Origin of the sequence: Pseudomonas sp. AU12215, from assembly GCF_001675465.2 — a bacterium.
Classification (GTDB): domain Bacteria; phylum Pseudomonadota; class Gammaproteobacteria; order Pseudomonadales; family Pseudomonadaceae; genus Pseudomonas; species Pseudomonas nitroreducens.
Window position 1 is genome coordinate 1 of the sequence record NZ_MACM02000008.1, and the last position, 16,101, is coordinate 16,101.

The 16,101-nt window shown below is 65.3% G+C and carries 15 protein-coding genes; 4 read left to right on the plus strand and 11 right to left on the minus strand.

The genetic code is table 11. From position 1 onward, the window contains the following. Positions 1-115 precede the first annotated feature (115 nt). Positions 116-949: a response regulator transcription factor gene (locus A9513_RS02425; RefSeq protein ID WP_024764106.1), complete on the plus strand. Its 834-nt coding sequence runs from the start codon at positions 116-118 to the stop codon at positions 947-949. 24 nt (positions 950-973) lie between these two features. Here the strand turns inward: A9513_RS02425 and A9513_RS02430 are convergent, their stop codons facing one another. From A9513_RS02430 to cpaB, 9 genes are all read right to left on the minus strand, one after another. Beyond that, a complete protein-coding gene (locus tag A9513_RS02430; protein WP_065327303.1) occupies positions 974-2,740 on the minus strand; it encodes a pilus assembly protein TadG-related protein in 1,767 nt (588 codons plus the stop codon). 17 nt (positions 2,741-2,757) lie between these two features. Next, positions 2,758-3,042: a DUF3613 domain-containing protein gene (locus tag A9513_RS02435; protein ID WP_054906556.1), complete on the minus strand. Its 285-nt coding sequence runs from the start codon at positions 3,040-3,042 to the stop codon at positions 2,758-2,760. Between the two features lie 19 nt (positions 3,043-3,061). Next, a complete protein-coding gene (locus A9513_RS02440) occupies positions 3,062-3,850 on the minus strand; it encodes a tetratricopeptide repeat protein (RefSeq protein ID WP_024764103.1) in 789 nt (262 codons plus the stop codon). Next, positions 3,847-4,752: a type II secretion system F family protein gene (locus A9513_RS02445; protein WP_083195967.1), complete on the minus strand. Its 906-nt coding sequence runs from the start codon at positions 4,750-4,752 to the stop codon at positions 3,847-3,849. The genes A9513_RS02440 and A9513_RS02445 overlap by 4 nt, the downstream gene beginning before the upstream one ends. Before the next feature lie 10 nt (positions 4,753-4,762). After that, positions 4,763-5,647 (minus strand): type II secretion system F family protein, encoded by an 885-nt coding sequence (locus tag A9513_RS02450; RefSeq protein ID WP_065083892.1) that lies wholly within the window; start codon positions 5,645-5,647, stop codon positions 4,763-4,765. Next, complete coding sequence (gene tadA / locus A9513_RS02455; RefSeq protein ID WP_024764100.1) at positions 5,644-6,897, minus strand: type 4b pilus Flp biogenesis ATPase TadA; 1,254 nt, start codon at positions 6,895-6,897, stop codon at positions 5,644-5,646. The genes A9513_RS02450 and tadA overlap by 4 nt, the downstream gene beginning before the upstream one ends. Beyond that, on the minus strand, positions 6,894-8,078 hold the full coding sequence (gene tadZ / locus A9513_RS02460) for a type 4b pilus Flp biogenesis protein TadZ (protein ID WP_065083893.1): 1,185 nt from the start codon (positions 8,076-8,078) through the stop codon (positions 6,894-6,896). The genes tadA and tadZ overlap by 4 nt, the downstream gene beginning before the upstream one ends. Before the next feature lie 65 nt (positions 8,079-8,143). Beyond that, complete coding sequence (locus tag A9513_RS02465; RefSeq protein ID WP_065083894.1) at positions 8,144-9,376, minus strand: type II and III secretion system protein family protein; 1,233 nt, start codon at positions 9,374-9,376, stop codon at positions 8,144-8,146. Positions 9,377-9,391: 15 nt separating this feature from the next. Then, complete coding sequence (gene cpaB, locus A9513_RS02470) at positions 9,392-10,312, minus strand: Flp pilus assembly protein CpaB (RefSeq protein WP_065083895.1); 921 nt, start codon at positions 10,310-10,312, stop codon at positions 9,392-9,394. A gap of 358 nt (positions 10,313-10,670) precedes the next feature. On the opposite strand from cpaB, the gene A9513_RS02475 reads away from it, so the two are divergent. The 3 genes from A9513_RS02475 (at position 10,671) to A9513_RS02485 (ending at position 13,187) form a co-directional block, all read left to right on the plus strand. Continuing rightward, the gene (locus A9513_RS02475; RefSeq protein WP_037006964.1) at positions 10,671-10,880 is read left to right on the plus strand and encodes a Flp family type IVb pilin; all 210 of its coding nucleotides are present in this window, start codon (positions 10,671-10,673) and stop codon (positions 10,878-10,880) included. Between the two features lie 76 nt (positions 10,881-10,956). Then, positions 10,957-11,169: a Flp family type IVb pilin gene (locus A9513_RS02480; protein ID WP_024764096.1), complete on the plus strand. Its 213-nt coding sequence runs from the start codon at positions 10,957-10,959 to the stop codon at positions 11,167-11,169. 122 nt (positions 11,170-11,291) lie between these two features. Continuing rightward, positions 11,292-13,187 carry a methyl-accepting chemotaxis protein gene (locus A9513_RS02485; RefSeq protein WP_065083896.1) on the plus strand — a complete coding sequence of 632 codons (1,896 nt, stop codon included), beginning with the start codon at positions 11,292-11,294 and terminating at the stop codon, positions 13,185-13,187. A 61-nt stretch (positions 13,188-13,248) separates the two neighbouring features. Here the strand turns inward: A9513_RS02485 and A9513_RS02490 are convergent, their stop codons facing one another. Together A9513_RS02490 and pncB are read right to left on the minus strand one after the other, a co-directional pair. Further along, positions 13,249-14,727 (minus strand): helicase HerA-like domain-containing protein, encoded by a 1,479-nt coding sequence (locus A9513_RS02490; RefSeq protein ID WP_024764093.1) that lies wholly within the window; start codon positions 14,725-14,727, stop codon positions 13,249-13,251. Between the two features lie 95 nt (positions 14,728-14,822). After that, positions 14,823-16,022 carry a nicotinate phosphoribosyltransferase gene (gene pncB / locus A9513_RS02495; RefSeq protein WP_065083897.1) on the minus strand — a complete coding sequence of 400 codons (1,200 nt, stop codon included), beginning with the start codon at positions 16,020-16,022 and terminating at the stop codon, positions 14,823-14,825. Positions 16,023-16,101 lie beyond the last annotated feature (79 nt).

Genomic DNA, 16,101 nt, shown 5'->3' on the forward strand with positions numbered 1-16,101 from the left:
CCCGATTGAGGTCATGACAGAGGTAGTGGCGTTGCAGCATGATGCACCTGCTTCAATCCAGTAACCGTGTTGCACTCAGCTTCTGCAACCGCCTATTTTCAAGGAGCGTGCAGTCATGGACAAAACGGCCAATCGCCGTTTCAGCGTGCTGGTCATCGATGACGAGCCGCAGGTCACTTCCGAGCTTTCCGAGTTGCTGGAAAACAGCGGCTACCACTGCGTGGTCAGCGACAGCAAGGACAGCGCCCTACAGAAATTCCGCGACGATCCCTCGATCGGCCTGGTGATCTGCGACCTGGGCCTGGGGCGCGACAACGGCATCCGAGTGGTCGAGGCGCTGAAGGAGGCGGCCGGCACGGCGCGGTTCTTCGAAACCATCATCCTCACCGGCCAGCAGGGCAGCCAGGAAGTGATAGAGGCCATGCGCGTGGGCGTTGCCGACTACTACCAGAAGCCGGTGGCGCCGATGGACCTGCTCAAGGGCCTGGAGCGCCTGGAGGCGCGCCTGCACGAGCGCATTCGCAGCCAGCTCAGCCTGAGCCATGTGAACCAGCGCCTGGAGTACCTGGCCGAATCGCTCAATTCAATTTCGCGGGATATCCACAAGATCAAGTACGAGGTTCACGGTGGCGGCCAGCCCGCCGGCGGCGGCGCGCTCAAGCAGGAGCAAACCGAGCCTGCGGCCAGCGCCGCGCCGAACAACGCCGAGCAGATCGCGCCAGTGGTGAACAACCCGTTGTTCAACAAGCTCTCGCCGCGCCAGCAGGCGGTGGCGCGCCTGGTGAGCAAGGGGTTGACCAACTACCAGATCGCCTACGACCTGGGGATCACCGAGAACACCGTGAAGCTTTACGTCTCGCAGGTGCTGCGGCTGATGCACATGCACAACCGCACGCAGCTTGCCCTCGCCATTTCCCCCAGCGCCTCCCAGAGCAGCGCGGTGCACTGAGCACCGCGCCGCTCCTGACGACCTTCAGATCAGCAGCTCGGCCCCGCCGGTCTGGAGGTCGATCAGGCGTACGTCGAGGATGCCGGTCTGGATGCCGAGCAGCGACAGCAGCGGGTCGATCAGTTGCTGGCCGAGGGCACTGACGAGCGTTCCCAACCCCGATGTCAGGTTGAGCATCAGGTCAGCGAGCGAGTTGACGATACTGCTCAGCGCACAGAGCAACCAGCTGACGAGAATAATGGCATTGCAATTACCACCCGCAGTGACCTTGATGCTCAGCGAGTTTCCAAGACTGGCCAGCCCCGCCCCGAGCGAAGAGCCCAGCGGACTCTGCACCCGCGTCACCGCGCTGGGCAGATCCGACGGACCGTTCACCGTAAAGCTCAGCGACTGCTCGCCAGGAATGGCGAACTGCGTGCCGGCCGAGGCGCTGCTGCCGCTCGCCCCGGTCGCGGTATTGGTGATCGTCACCCCCAGCAAACTGCCACTGGCGCCGGACAGCAGGCTGACGTTGGCATCAATATTGGCGCTCGCCACCCCCGGCCGCGCCTTGACGTTGACCGTCGTCGGCTGGCCGACGCCGCCGCACTGGATGCTATCAAGCGCCGCATAGCCCTCCGCCACGCCCACCCTCAGGTTCAGTGCCAGGTTCACCAGGTTCAACCCCAGCAGGTTGGCGTTGGCGCCGACGATCAGCTGCACCTGGGCATTCTTGGCGACGGTCCGCCAATTCCCCGCGCTGTCCTTGCCGGGATAGCCGATGGCGATGGTCGGCGGCGAGATGACCTGCAGTTTCACCGTCGGCACCACGCCGGCGATGTTCTTGCCTTTGAGGTCGACGTTCACCGCGTTGTTCTTGTTCGCCACCATTGCAGTCGCCATCAGCAGGTCCAGCAGATTGACCCCCGCGCTCAACGCCGTGTCGCGCACGCTGTCCGGTGCCACCACGCTAAGGATCTGCCCGAGGGTCAGGTTGGCCGTCGGCACGTTGATGGTCGCCAGCGCGGTGCGCAGCAGGGAGGTATTCACGTTGGCCAGCTGCGAGGCGTCCGCCGCGTTGACCATCGCCTGGAGCAACTGCGCGGCGGTGACGTTGGCGCCCAGCAGGCTGTCGATCTTGCCCAGTTCCAGGTTCACGCCAGCCGCCTTGAGTTGCTGGCTGAGGGCAAGCAGCGAGACGTTGGCCCCGGCAATGCCCTGGTAGGTCACCAGGTCGAGGTTGATCGTGGTGCCGAGCAGACCGCCAAGCAGCGCGTTGAGCAGCGGCGAGTTGGTCGAGTCCAGGCTCAGCACGCCGCTGCCGGCGGAAATCCCCGCCATCGCCGTGCGCCGGCCCACCGCCTGGGCGCTGAGCACGGTATTGCTGCTCGCGCCGCTGAACAGGCTGGCGACATTGAGCAGCAAGCTGGAGGGCACCGTGTGGGTCGCCTGCACGCGCACGGAGTCCGCAGGGTCGCCACCGGCGATGAACGTCCGCCGCGACGACGCCGAGCCATAGCCGCCATCGAAAGTCACACTGCCCAGCGTCGCCACCAGGGAATCGCCGGTGGCCGGGACGAACCCGTTGCGGGCCGCGCTGGTCGTGACGAAGCCCTGCACGCCCGACGGCAATCCACACAACCCGCCCTGGGACGCCGCCTCCAGGGCCGCCATGTCGACGACCCGCTGCAACTTGCGCTGCTCGTAGTACAAACGCCCGGTGTCGATCACCAGCGCCAGGCAGATCAGCGCCAGCAACAAGGTGCCGGCCGCCATGACTCCAATCGCGCCCCGCTGCCGTTCGCGTCCCATGGCACGCTCCCGAAGGATTACTTCTTGTCGGTGCTGAAGCTGTTGTCGTCGAGCAGATACTCGGGGATTTCGCGGGTATAGCTCTTCAGGTAGCGCTGGTAGGCGCGGTCACGCTCGGCTGGCGTCGCACTCTGGTGATTGGCCGAGGCGGCGCGCCCACTGGACTGCAACTCCAGCCAGCTGAGAACTTCCTGCTGGTCGCGGGCCGTGGTGCCCGCCTTGGTGGGTACCGCTGCGCGTTCGGCGGCCAGCGTCATCATCGGCGCAGCCAGCAGGGCGCCGACCAGAATCCATGCCTTCATCGCATCCTCCCTGCTCGCCTCAGCGAGCCTTGAACAGCAACTTCGCATCGTGCGCCACGGCGGGCGTAGAGTCGGCCAGCGCCGGATGCGCATCGACGACGGGCTCGTCCACGTAACTGACGGTGTCCGCCTCCACCCTGGGTTGGCTTGCCGGGCTGCCATGTCCCAGGTCACGCGCCTGATCCTGCGCTTCACGCACCTGCTCGGCCGACAGACCGACGCTCTGGATCAGGCGAGTCGCCTCGGGGGTCTCGCCCTGCATGAACATCAGGCTCAGCAGGTTGGTCGCCGGCAGCTTGTCGTGCTCGTCCAGTTCCATAGCGGTGATGAATTCGAAACGCGCCTTCTCCAGCTCGCCACGGCGCAGCAGGACGTAACCCAGGTCATTGCGCAGAGCGCTGTCGGTAGGCTGCAGGCGTGCCGCTTCGCGCAACTCGCGCTCGGCCTCCACGGTATTGCCGGCACGCATGGCGATCTGCCCCAGGCCATGGTGGGCCTCGGCGGTTTTGCAGGTACCGAGCAGGCCTTCATAGACGATCCGCGCCTTGGGGTCGCCGATACGACGCAGGGCCAGGGCCTTGCTTTCGCGCACTTCCAGCGAGTTCGGCGGCAGGGTTTCGAGGTTGGCCAGCGCAGCGTGGGCGCGGCCGTTGTCGAGCATTTCGCGAGCCAGATTGAGCTGCAGTTCCACCGACTGGCCCAGGTTCTCGTCGCAACGCTGGCCGACGGTCGGGCCGCCCAGCGTGTCGAAGTTGGCACAACCGCCGAGCGCCAGGCTCAACAGTCCGATCGCGCAGGCATTTCTCATCCCATACCCCCCATGGCCTTGGTAATGGCGAGGAACCCGGGCCCGGCGAGGATGATCAGCAGTGCCGGGAACAACAGCACCATCATCACCAGGCTCATCTTCGCCGACAGCTTGCTGACCTTTTCCTGCAGGGCAGTCAGACGGCGGTCCTCGAACAATTGCTTGAGCGTGAGCAACGAGCTGCGCGCGCTGCCACCCTGGCGCACCATCTGCCGCAGGACGTTGCAGCAGTCGGTCAGCTCACCGACCATCAGGCGGCGGCTCAGTTGCTCCAGCTCTTCGGCCAGCTCCAGGCCGCTGTCGGTGTGGGCCAGCACGGTTTCCAGCTCCGAGGCCAGCACCGGGACGATGTTCCTTCCTTCGCGGCAGACCACCCGCAGGCTCTGCTCGACGGTCAGGCCGGAGTCGAAGAGGATGCGGATCAGCTGGATGAACAGGATCACTTCGCCAGCCAGGCGCGTCCGGCGCTTCTCGGCGAGATAGGCCAGCACCCGCTTGGGCAGCAGGAAGCCGATGCCCGCGGCGAACAGCAGCGGCACCACCGGCGAGGTAGCGGCGTGGCCCTGCATGGCGAGGTAGACGATGGTGATCCCCATCAGCACGAACGGGCAGGCGATCAGGGTCATCAGGTAGACGCTGCGCGGCGTGCTGCCGCTCCAGCCGGCCTGGTGCAGTAGCACGCGGACTTCCTCGTCGCGCAGGTGCAGGCGCTTGCCCAGCCCGCTGCTGCCGAGGCGGTCGAACAGGTCCGCCACGCGATTACCGGAACGCGGCAGCGGCTGGCCGCCCAGGCGCTGCTCGATCAGTCGTTGTTCGCGCCCCGCCGCACGGCTCTGCGAGAGCATCAGCAGGACCGCCGCCAGCAGCAGGATCAGCGCCATCAGGCCGTACATCAGTGGCATGGCGAACTCCTCATATGCTCTTGAGCATGCGCCAGAGCATGTAGACGCCCAGCACCTGCAGGCCGAGGGACGTCAGCAGCATCCAGCGGCCGCCGCTGTCGAGCCACATGTTCATCAGGTAGCCCGGATTGGTGAACAGGATGTAGCCTCCCAGGCTGATCGGCAGCACCGCCAGCACGAAGGCGCTAAGGCGCGTTTCGCCGGTCATGGCACGCAACTGGCGGCTGAGCTTCTCGCGCTCGTGGATGACCTTGATGATGTTTTCCAGCAGGTCGGTGGTGTTGCCGCCGTAGCGGTGGTTCACCGCGACGCCCAGGGAAAACACGTGCAACTCCTCCACGTCGTAGAGCTCGGCGACTTCCTGCAGCGCCTCGGGCAGGCTGATGCCCAACTGAACGTGATGGGTGACCAGCGAGAAGATTTCCCGCAGCGGATCGTCGGCGGCACTGACCGCCTGGGAGATGGCATCGCCCAGGGTGCGGCCCGAGTGCAGGCTGCGCACCACCTGGTCGAGAAAATTGGGCATCTGCCGGATCATCTTCTGCAACCTGCGCTGGTAGAGCGCGTTGAGCAGGATGTGGAAACCCGCCAGGGCCAGGCCGACGCCGCACAGGAGGCCGACGGGCCCGAGGATGCGCTCGCACAGCACCCCCAGCAGGAACGCCGCCAGGGCCGCGCCCAGCAGCCAGATACGCATGTCGGCGATGCCTGCGCGGCGCATGCGTCGCGCCAGCCAGTGGCTGCTGCGGCCACGACCGCTCTGCACGATGGGCTCGCCGCTCAGGCGACGCATCACCTGCTCGTTGTGCCGCGCGCGCCAGCTCATGCCACTGAGCACGACGCCGATCGCTGCCAGCGCCAGGCTGGCGAGAATCAGCCAGAGCGCGCCGTTCACAACAGCACCTGGCGGAATTTCAGCCCGCTCGGCTGGGCGGTGCGGACGAACTGTCCGGTGCCGCGCCGATCCAGGCTGAACAGCGAGTTGGTGACGTAGACGCCATCGCGCACTTCCAGCACTTCGAGTATCTCGCTGATGCAGCGGCGGCCGTTGGACAGGCGGGTGATCTGCACGACGACATCCAGCGCCGAGCAGAGCATCTGCCGCAGGGTCTGCTCCGGCACGCGCTGGCCAGTGAGGCCGACGAGCATTTCCAGGCGCAGCAGCGAATCCATGGCCGAGTTGGCGTGCACCGTACTCATCGAACCGTCGTGGCCGGTGTTCATCGCCTGCAGCACGTCAAGTACTTCCACGCCGCGGATTTCGCCGAGAATGATGCGGTCCGGGCGCATCCGCAGGGCGTTGCGGATGAGGTCGCGGGCAGTGACTTCGCCGAAACCCTCGGCATTCGGCGGGCGGGTCTCCAGGCGTACCACGTGGTCGTGGCCCAGTTGCAGCTCGGCGGTGTCTTCGATGGTGACAATGCGCTCACGCTCGTCGATGAAGCTGCTCATGACGTTGAGCAGCGTGGTCTTGCCGGTGCCGGTGCCGCCGCTGATGAGGATGTTGCAACGGCTCGCCACGGCCTGGCGGAGGAACGCCAGCATCTCCTCGTTGACGCTCTGGTAGCCCAGCAGGTCGGCGCTCTTGAGCAGGTCCTTGCTGAACTTGCGGATCGACAGGCACGGACCGTCCAGCGCCACCGGCGGGATGATGGCGTTGACCCGGCTGCCATCGGGCAGGCGCGCGTCCACCATCGGGCTGGACTCGTCCAGGCGCCGGCCCAGCGGCGCGAGGATGCGCTGGATCACGCGCTGCACGTGGTGGTCGTCGATGAAGCGCAGGTCGCTCTGGTACAGCCGGCCTTCGTGCTCGATGAACACGCGGTCGGGGCCGTTGACCAGAATTTCCGAGATACCCGGATCGCGCAGGAGGATTTCCAGCGGGCCGAAGCCGGTCAGCTCGTCCACCACCTCTTCGGCGAGGCGGTCCAGTTCATAGCGGGAGATCGCCAGCTGGCGGCGCGCAGCATATTCGCTGACCTTCTCGGAGACGTACTGCGCCACCGCCGGCCGCGCGCCCTCCAGCAGGTTCATGCCGTCTTCGTCGATCTCGTCGATGATGTAGCGGTGCAGGCGCATCTTCAGCGCCTGCAGATCCCGGTCGTGGTTTGCGCCGTGGCCGCTGCCGCCGTAATGCTGGGTCATGGGCGCACGGCCCTGGCGCGACCGATCCAGCCGAACAGGCCGCGTTTCTCCACGACGCCGGCGCCCAGTCCCTCGGCGAGGTCACGCAGCTTGACCGTCAGAGGATCGCGCGGCGACAGCTCGAACAGGCTCTGGCCGACATTCTTCGAACGCAGGCGCGCTTCGGGGGATGCCGGCAGCACACCGAACAGTTCCAGCCCGAACATCTTGCCCAGCGCCGGCGCATCCGGCGGCACCGAGGGCCAGTAGCGTTCGATCAGCAGCTCCATGCGTGGCAGCATCGGGCTGCGCTCACGCAAGCGACGAAGGCGCTCCAGCCCCTTCTTGCAGGACGGCACGCTCTGGTCCACCAGCCACAGCACGCGGTTGGCCTGGCCAAGCAACTGCGAGCTCAACTCGCCCTCGGCAACGCCCGTCAGGTTGACCAGAATGTGGCTGAACGCGCTGCGCAGGTTGCCCAGCAGCAGGTACAACTCGGCCGTGGTGACGCGCTCCAGCACGCCGGGCTCGTCGGACAGGCTCAGCACCCGCAGGCCGGATTCGTGGCGGGTAAAGGCGCTGTCGATCAGCGTCTGGTCGAGGCGCCGCAGGTTACGCATGGCGTCGGCGAAGGTGAAGGCCGGCTCCATGCCGAGGATGGCCAGCGCTTCTCCGGTAGGCTGGCCGATGTCCACCAGCAGCACACGGTGCTCGGGCTGGCGTTGCAGCGCCAGCGCCAGGTGCAGGGCGACGAAGGCGCCGTCGGCGTCGGGCCGGGCGCTGACCAGGCTGATCAGCTCGCCCTGCTGGGTGGCACTCACCGGTACCGTGGGCAGGCGCCCACCAAGACGCCGGACCAGCCCGCTCAGCTCGCTGGCGCGGGCACCGTAGGTGACGAAATCCCTTGCGCCAGCGCGCATGGCGGCGAGCACCAGCTGGTTGTCCAGGCCATCGCCGACGGCCACGACCGACAGCAGCGGACGCGCGGAAACCAGCCCCTCGATCAGCGAACCCTGGGCAACCAGATTGGCCTTGTTCAGGCTGGTGAAGAGCACCGTCGCGCCGGTGACGTCCAGCAGCGACAACAACTCTTCCAGGGTTCCACTGTTGGCCAGAACCACCTGCCCGCACCCGGCCAGGCTGCTCTGCAACCATTCCTGCTCGCCAGGATGCTGGATCAGTGCCACGAACGTCTGACTCATGCCCATGCTCCCTTGCTTTGCCTTGCCTCCCGCTCTGTGGCGGGTCAGCGCTTCGTAGGTATCCATCAGCGCGACATCCCGCTGTTGGCCTTGCGCCGGTCGAACCGGCCGTCTTCGAGGAAGTAGAACTCCGCGAAGCCCGGGTCATAGTTGCGCAGGCCCTCGCCTGGCAGGGTCGGCAGTGCAGCATTGGCGGCCAGCGGCTGGACCAGGTGCGGGGTGACGATCATCAGCAGTTCGCGGTCGTCCTTGTCCAGGTTCGAGGAACGGAACAGCGCGCCGATCACCGGGATGCTGCCCAGGAACGGAAACTTGTCGATGTTGCTGATGGTGTTGCTGCTGATCAGGCCGCTGATCACGAAGCTCTCGCCGTCGGCGAGCATCACGCTGGTGTCGGTGCGGCGGACGTTGAGTGCCGGCACGGTGATGTCGGCGGTGCGGATGCCGTTGGAGAAGTCCAGCTCGCTGACCTCGGGGGCGACCTTCAGGGCGATGCGCTTGTCGTTCATCACCGTGGGCGTCAGCGTCAGGCGCACGCCGAATTCCTTGTACTCGATGGTGATGTTGTTGTTATCGCCATTGGGCACCGGGATCGGGAACTCGCCCCCGGCCAGGAACGATGCGCTCTGTCCGCTGGTGGCGACCAGGCTGGGGCGCGCCAGGGTGTAGGCGAAGCCGCTGCCTTCCAGGGCATTGATGAAGCCCAGCCACTTGCTGCTGCCACCGCCCCAGATGATGTTGAAGCCGCTCTGGTTGGTGCCGAAGTTGCCGCCCAGGCCGCCGTCGACGCCAACCTCGAGGTTTCCCAGGCTGCCCGGCGCACCGAGCACAAAGGTGTTGGAACCGCGCCGCACCAGCGAGGTACTGGCCTGCTTGAGCTTGCTGCGGCTGACTTCGACGAAGCGGATGTCGGTCTGCACCTGGTTGGGCAGGCTGCCGGCGGCCATGCCCGCTGCACCGGCGACATCGCCGACGGCACGGCCGCCCACGCGCACCACGCTGCGCAGCGGCTGGTCGCCGCAGGTAGTCCAGATCAGCAGGCTGGTCAGGCCTTCGGCCTTGCCGGTGATGAGGAAGTCACGCTTGTCCAGCACCTGCACGTCGGCGATGTTCGGGTCGCCGATGGCCAGGCGCTTGATCGGCACCGGGAGCTGCTGGTCGCGCTGGGCGCCCTGCTCCACATCGAGATTCAGCTGCTGGCCGGCAAGCCCGGCGCAGGCGCTGGGCACGGCCTGCGCAGTGGAGTGAGCGGCGCAGGCCAGCAGGGCGGCGAGGGACAGAATGAAGCGCTTGGACATCGATGCACTCCTTGCTCAATGTGCTTCACGGGTGACTTCGGTACCGCGATAGACCACCACGCCCTGGCTCACCGCCGGCGCGGAAATCTGGCGAGTGGCAGGCGCCGTGGTCGGCCGCGGCTTGCCGATCAGTTGCTCGAGGGTGATCGGCTGGCTGCTGCCCGTTCCCAGGGAGGCCTGGAGGTAGCGGCCCTCCTGGTCCTTCTCGTAGAGCTTTTCGTCCTTGCTGCGCACTGCCAGGCGCAATGAGCCGGCCTGGCTGGCCAGCATCAGCCGAGAGGTGGCCTCGGCCGGCACGGCCAGCACGGCAGTGCGCGGCGGGCGCGGAGTCTGGTCCTTGGGGTCGCCGGCGTTGCGCGCCTGGCCATCCTTCGCCACGGCAATCTGCTCGCCGTAGGTGAGCACGCGCACGCCGGGCAGCACCACCTGGGCGCTGACGTTGCGCTCGCCGGTCTGCTGGTCCTGGACGAAGAGCATCACATCGACATAGTCGCCGGGCAGGACAAAGCCGCCGCCGCCGATGACTTCGTCTACCGCGATGGCCATGGCGCGCTCGTCAGGGCGGATAGTCCGCGCCAGCGGCCCGCCCGGTTCGGTGATCGAGGAGGAAATGATGCTGCCGGCCGGCACCGCGACCCAGACGCGCTGGCCGATCAGCGCTTCAGGCTTGGGGAAACTTCCACTGGGCGCGGTGCGCAGCTGCTCGACGGCCAGATCTTCCTTGCCGATGACCGCCAGCGCCGGCAGATCGCGTGCGGCGACGACCACCGGCGTGCGTTGCAGCTTGTCGGTCTCGGCCACTGCCGCGGGCGCCATGTCCTGGACCACACCCACTGCCGGCTGAGCCGGCTTGCCGATCTGTAGCCCGAGGTAACCCACTACCCCTGCGCACACCAACAACAGCCCGGCGAATACCATCAGCACCTTGCTATTCATGAACCCATCCTTGTGCACAAGTGGGAAGTCGTGCCGCCGGCCCGACTCCGCGAAACAAATGCCTGCCGGAGTACATCCTTCAGACCTTTATTGTTATTTCGGCCGAACAGGAAAGTTCGATAAGAACCTTTCCTGATAATCAGGCTCTACTTGTTCCAAAGCAGAATTTAGTAGCTGCGGTAATAGCGTCAAATGCTAACTGCAAATTTCCAATCTCCAGTTAGTTATACTTATCCGTAACTATAACTTTGGTATTAGCGCTATTTGATCAATTGCATTCGGCCACACTGCGCCTAGCCTGACGATGAAGTCAGGGCAACCGCCCTGTTTGTAGTCGGGCGTGCACGGAGCGACGGCCATGAAGATCAAAACCTCAGCAAAACAACTTTCGAAGAATATCCTCAGCAAAGCCAAGTCCTTCCTGCGTGACCGCGAAGGGGCCACCGCGATTGAATACGCGGTCATCGCCGGGCTTATTTCCATTGCGGTGCTCACCGCAGCGACGCCCATTGGTGCGCGCATCGGCGTACTGATGAATACAATCAAGACTGCCATCGGCGCAGCCTGACCCGTACTGGAGCTTTTGGTATCGGGCGAGGCTAAGCAAAGCCTCGCCATTGCTGTTCGCCTCAGAGGATTCAGTCATGGAAAGCCGAGACCTCGATATCCCTTCGCTGATTCGACGCCTTTACCGCCGTGCCCGAACTTTTGCCCTGGATCGCGAAGGTGCTACGGCGATCGAATACGCCGTTATCGCCGGGCTTATATCCATCGCCGTCATACTGGCCGCCACTCCCATCGGTACCCGCGTTGGCGCTCTGATGGACATCATCCGTAACGCGATTGGCGCTACCTGAGTCAGATGCTGGAACGGAGCGGAACACTGTCGCTCCGTTTCAGATATTCCCCGCTAAAGTCCCGCGCTAGACAGCCGATACATCCTGCCTAACCCTTGTTCCACCTGCAGGATGCTTTGCCCATGCTTCGCTCGCTGTCCTTCTCCAGGAAGATCCTCCTGGCAGCCTCCCTCGTCGTCACCTTCGCCTTCGCCTGCTTCATCCTCTTCAACGACTTCCGCCAGCGCGAGGCGATCCACTCCGACACCGAGTCCTATCTCACCGAAGTCGGCAGCCTGACCGCCAGCAACATCCAGAGCTGGCTGGAAGGCCGCATCCAGTTGGTCGAGGCCGAAGCCGCGCAGCTGGCCGATGGCGAACCAACGCCCGAGCGCATCCAGCACGTGCTGGAACAGGCGGTGTTCCAGAAGAACTTCGAATCGGTCTACCTGGGTGAAGCCGCCAGCGGCGTGTTCACCATGCGCCCCTATGCGCCGATGCCCGACGGCTACGACCCGCGCACCCGCGGCTGGTACAAGGACGCCGTGGCCGCCGGCCGGCTGATCGTCACCGAGCCCTTCCTCGATGCCGGCACCAACGAGCAGATCCTCGCCATGTCCATGCCGGTCATGCGCAACGGCCAACTGGTGGGTGTGGCCGCCGGCGACATGAAGCTGGAAACCATCACCGCGATCATCAACTCGCTGAAATTCGACGGCGACGGCTACGCCTTCCTGGTCAGCGACGCCGGCAAGATTCTCCTGCACCCGGACAGCAGCCAGATCTTCAAATCCCTCGGCGAGGTCTACCCGCAAGGTGCGCCGAAGGTGCAGCCGGGTGTGCAGGAAGTCAGCATCAACGGCGAGGAGCAACTGGTGTCGATGACCCCGGTGAAAGGCCTGCCGGGCGTGACCTGGTACGTTGCGCTGGTGCTCAACAAGGACTCCGCTTACGCAATGCTGAGCGACTTCCGTAACACCGCGATCATCGCCACCGTGATCGCCATCGTCGCCATCCTGTTCCTGCTGGGCATGCTGATCCGCGTGCTGATGGCGCCGCTGACCGACATGGGCCGCGCCATGCAGGACATCGCCCAGGGCGACGGTGACCTGACCAAGCGTCTGCAAGTCGCCAGCAATGACGAATTCGGCGTGCTGGCCAACGCCTTCAACCGTTTCGTGGAGCGTATCCACGAATCGATCCGYGAAGTGGCTTCGACYGCGCGCAGCCTGCACGACGTTTCGCAGCTGGTRGTGAAYGCCTCCAACTCMTCSATGAGCAACTCCGACGAGCAATCCAACCGCACCAACAGCGTCGCCGCCGCSATCAACGARCTGGGCGCCGCCGCCCAGGAAATCGCCCGYAAYGCCGCCGACGCCTCGCACCACGCCACCGACGCCTCGCACCAGGCCGGCGACGGCCGCCAGGTAGTCGARCAGACCATCAGCGCRATGAACCTGCTGTCCGACAAGATCAGCTCGGCCTGCGCCAACATCGAGGCGCTGAACAGCCGTACGGTGAACATCGGCCAGATTCTGGAAGTGATCAAAGGCATCTCCGAGCAGACCAACCTGCTGGCYCTMAACGCCGCCATCGAAGCCGCTCGTGCCGGTGAAGCCGGTCGTGGTTTCGCGGTAGTGGCGGACGAGGTCCGTAACCTCGCCCACCGCGCCCAGGAATCGGCCCAGCAGATTCAGAAGATGATCGAGGAACTGCAGGTCGGCGCCCGCGAAGCCGTGGACACCATGACCGAAAGYCAGCGCTAYAGCCTGGARAGCGTGGAGATCGCCAACCGCGCCGGCGARCGCCTGGCCAGCGTSACCCACCGCATCGGCGAGATCGACTCGATGAACCAGTCCGTGGCGACAGCCACCGAAGAGCAGACCGCCGTGGTCGACTCGCTGAACATGGACATCACCGAGATCAACACCCTCAACCAGGAAGGCGTGGARAACCTGCAGGCCACCCTGCGCGCCTGCGCCGACCTGGAGAACCAGGCCGGCCGCCTGCGCCACCTGGTGGACAGCTTCCGCATCTGACTGCAGCGGAAAACAAGAAAGGCGCCTTCGGGCGCCTTTTGGGTGTGCATCGAAATGAGGTCTACCGCCGCTTGCTACCGCCCAACAGCGCGCCCATCAGCCCCCGCACCAGTTGCCGGCCGATCTGGTTCGCCGCCTGGCGCACCACGGTCTTGCTGACCTGGCTGGCCAGGGAACCGAGGATCTCGCCGGCCATACCGCCGAAGTCGGTGCCCTTCTCTTCCTTCTGCTGGGTCGGCGCCATCTTGTCGTCGGCGCGGCCGGTGAGCTTTTCGTAGGCAGACTCGCGGTCGATCGGCTGGTCATAACGCCCGGCCAGCGGCGAGCGACGGATGACGTCCGCACGCTCGGCATCGGTCAACGGGCCAATGCGCGACTGCGGCGGCGCCACGGCCACGCGCTCGACCATTGCAGGGGTGCCCTTCTCTTCCAGCGTACCAACCAGCGCCTCGCCGATGCCCAGTTCGGTGAGCACCTTCAGGGTGTCGAACGCCGGGTTCGGGCGGAAGCCATCAGCCACCGCGCGCAGGGATTTCTGCTCCTTGGCCGTGAAGGCACGCAGGCCGTGCTGGATGCGCAGGCCCAGTTGCGCCAGCACGTCGTCCGGCAGGTCACTGGGCGACTGGGTGACGAAGTACACGCCCACGCCCTTGGAGCGGATCAGCCGCACCACCTGCTCCAGGCGGTCCTGCAAAGCCTTGGGCGTGCCGTTGAACAGCAGGTGCGCCTCGTCGAAGAACAGCGCGAGGATCGGCTTGTCCGCATCGCCGCGCTCGGGCAGTTGTTCGAACAGCTCGGCGAGCAGCCAGAGCAGGAAGGTGGCATAAACCTTGGGCGCGTCGTGTACCAGCTTGCTGGCATCCAGCAAGTGGATGCGCCCGCGACCATCGGCCTCGGGGCGCAGCAGGTCTTCGAGTTGCAGTGCCGGTTCGCCGAAGAAATCCTCGGCACCCTGCTGCTCCAGCAGCGCCAGGCGCCGCAGCAGCGCCTGGGACGAAGCTGCGGTGAACAGCGCTCGATCTTCGCCGAGCACTTCCGGGTGTTCCTTGAAGTGGTTGAGCAGCGCCTTGAGGTCCTTCAGGTCGAGCAGCAGCAGGCCTTCGCGATCGGCCACCTTGAACGCGGCGAACAGCGCGGCCTGCTGACTCTCGGTCAGTTCCAGCAGGTTGGACAGCAACAGCGGGCCCATCTCCGACAGCGTGGTGCGCAGCGGGTGACCGGTCTTGCCGGCCACGTCCCAGATGCTGACCGGGTAGGCCTGGGGCTTGTAGTTCAGCCACGGCATGCTGGCGATGCGCTCGGCCACCTTGCCCTGGGGATTACCGGCGGCGGCGATACCACACAGGTCACCCTTGATGTCCGCAGCGAACACCGCAATACCCGCATCGCTGAAAGACTCGGCGAGGTGCTGCAGGGTCACCGTCTTGCCGGTGCCGGTGGCGCCGGCGATCAGGCCGTGGCGGTTGGCGAGCTTCCAGGACTGGCCGACCGGCTGCCCGTCGGGACCCGCGCCGATGATGAGTTCGTTCGTGGCTGACATCCGTTGTTCCCCTTCAGTGGGCCTGTCGCGCCAGCAAGCCTGTCGCGATGAGTGCTTGAGCTAGAGTGGCGCGTCCCGGCGCGCCGCGCAATCGGCTACCCCGGTACTTTGAAGACGTGCTTGAGGTAGCGAAGGAAGTTCTCGTCCTTGCACTGGGTCTTGCCTGGCGCGTCAGAGATCTTCGCCACCGGATGGCCATTGCAGGCGGTCATTTTCAGCACGATGTTCATTGGCTGCACGCCCGGCACATCGCAGGTGAAATGCGTGCCGATGCCGAAGCTGACGTCGATGCGCTCGCGTAACGAGCGATAGATTTCCAGGGCACGCGGCAGGTTGAGGCCATCGGAGAACACCAGCGTCTTGGTCTGCGGGTCGATGCCCAGCCGCTCGTAATGCTGGATGGCCTTTTCCGCCCATTCCAGCGGGTCGCCCGAGTCGTGGCGCAGGCCGTCGAAGAGCTTGGCGAAGTACAGGTCGAAGTCCGCCAGGAAGGCATCCATGGTGATGCAGTCGGTCAGGGCGATGCCCAGTTGTCCACGGTACTCGCGCACCCAGACGTCCAGCGCGGCGGCCTGGCTGTCGATCAACCGAGGGCCGAGCTGCTGGTGCGCCATCAGCCATTCGTGCGCCATGGTGCCCAGCGGCTTGACGCCCAGCTCGCGCGCCAGGTGAACGTTGCTGGTGCCGACGAAATGCCCCGGGAAGCCGTCGCGCAAGTCCCGCACCACCGCCTTCTGCACCGGGTAGGAGAAGCGTCGGCGAGTGCCGAAGTCGGCCATCTTGAAGCCGGCCAGTTCTTCCGCACCGGCCTCCCCGCGCAACCAGTCGAACTTTTCCTGCAGCCGCTCGCGGACCATCGTCAGCGTGGCGCCCGGATGGCGATGTCGGTTGCGCACTTCGCTGATGATCGCCAGCAGCGGCACTTCAAAGAGGATCACGTGCAGCCATGGGCCCTTGAGCCGCAGGTACAGCTCCTCATTCTCCACACCCAGTCGGACGTAGTTGGGGTTGAAGCGGAAAAGGCCAAGGAAGCGGATGAAGTCCGGCTTGAAGAACGGGATGCGCTCGAGGAAGGCCAGGTCCTGCGGCGCGAAGGAAAGCTCCACCAGGCGCTCGATCTGCTCGCGCAGCGGATCCAGATAGGAGCGCAGATCCTCTTCATTGCGGCAACGGAACTCCCACTCCACCTCGGCGTTGGGGTAGTTGTGCAGCACTGCCTGCATCATGCTCAGCTTGTAGAAATCGGTATCCAGCAGGTTCTGCACGATCCGCCGGGAAAATGCGCTGTCGCTCATGCTCGTCTCATTGCAGGCTTCGAACCGGCAGTCTAAACCGGCCGCCCACAAAAAACCCCGCCGAGGCGGGGTTTTGAGT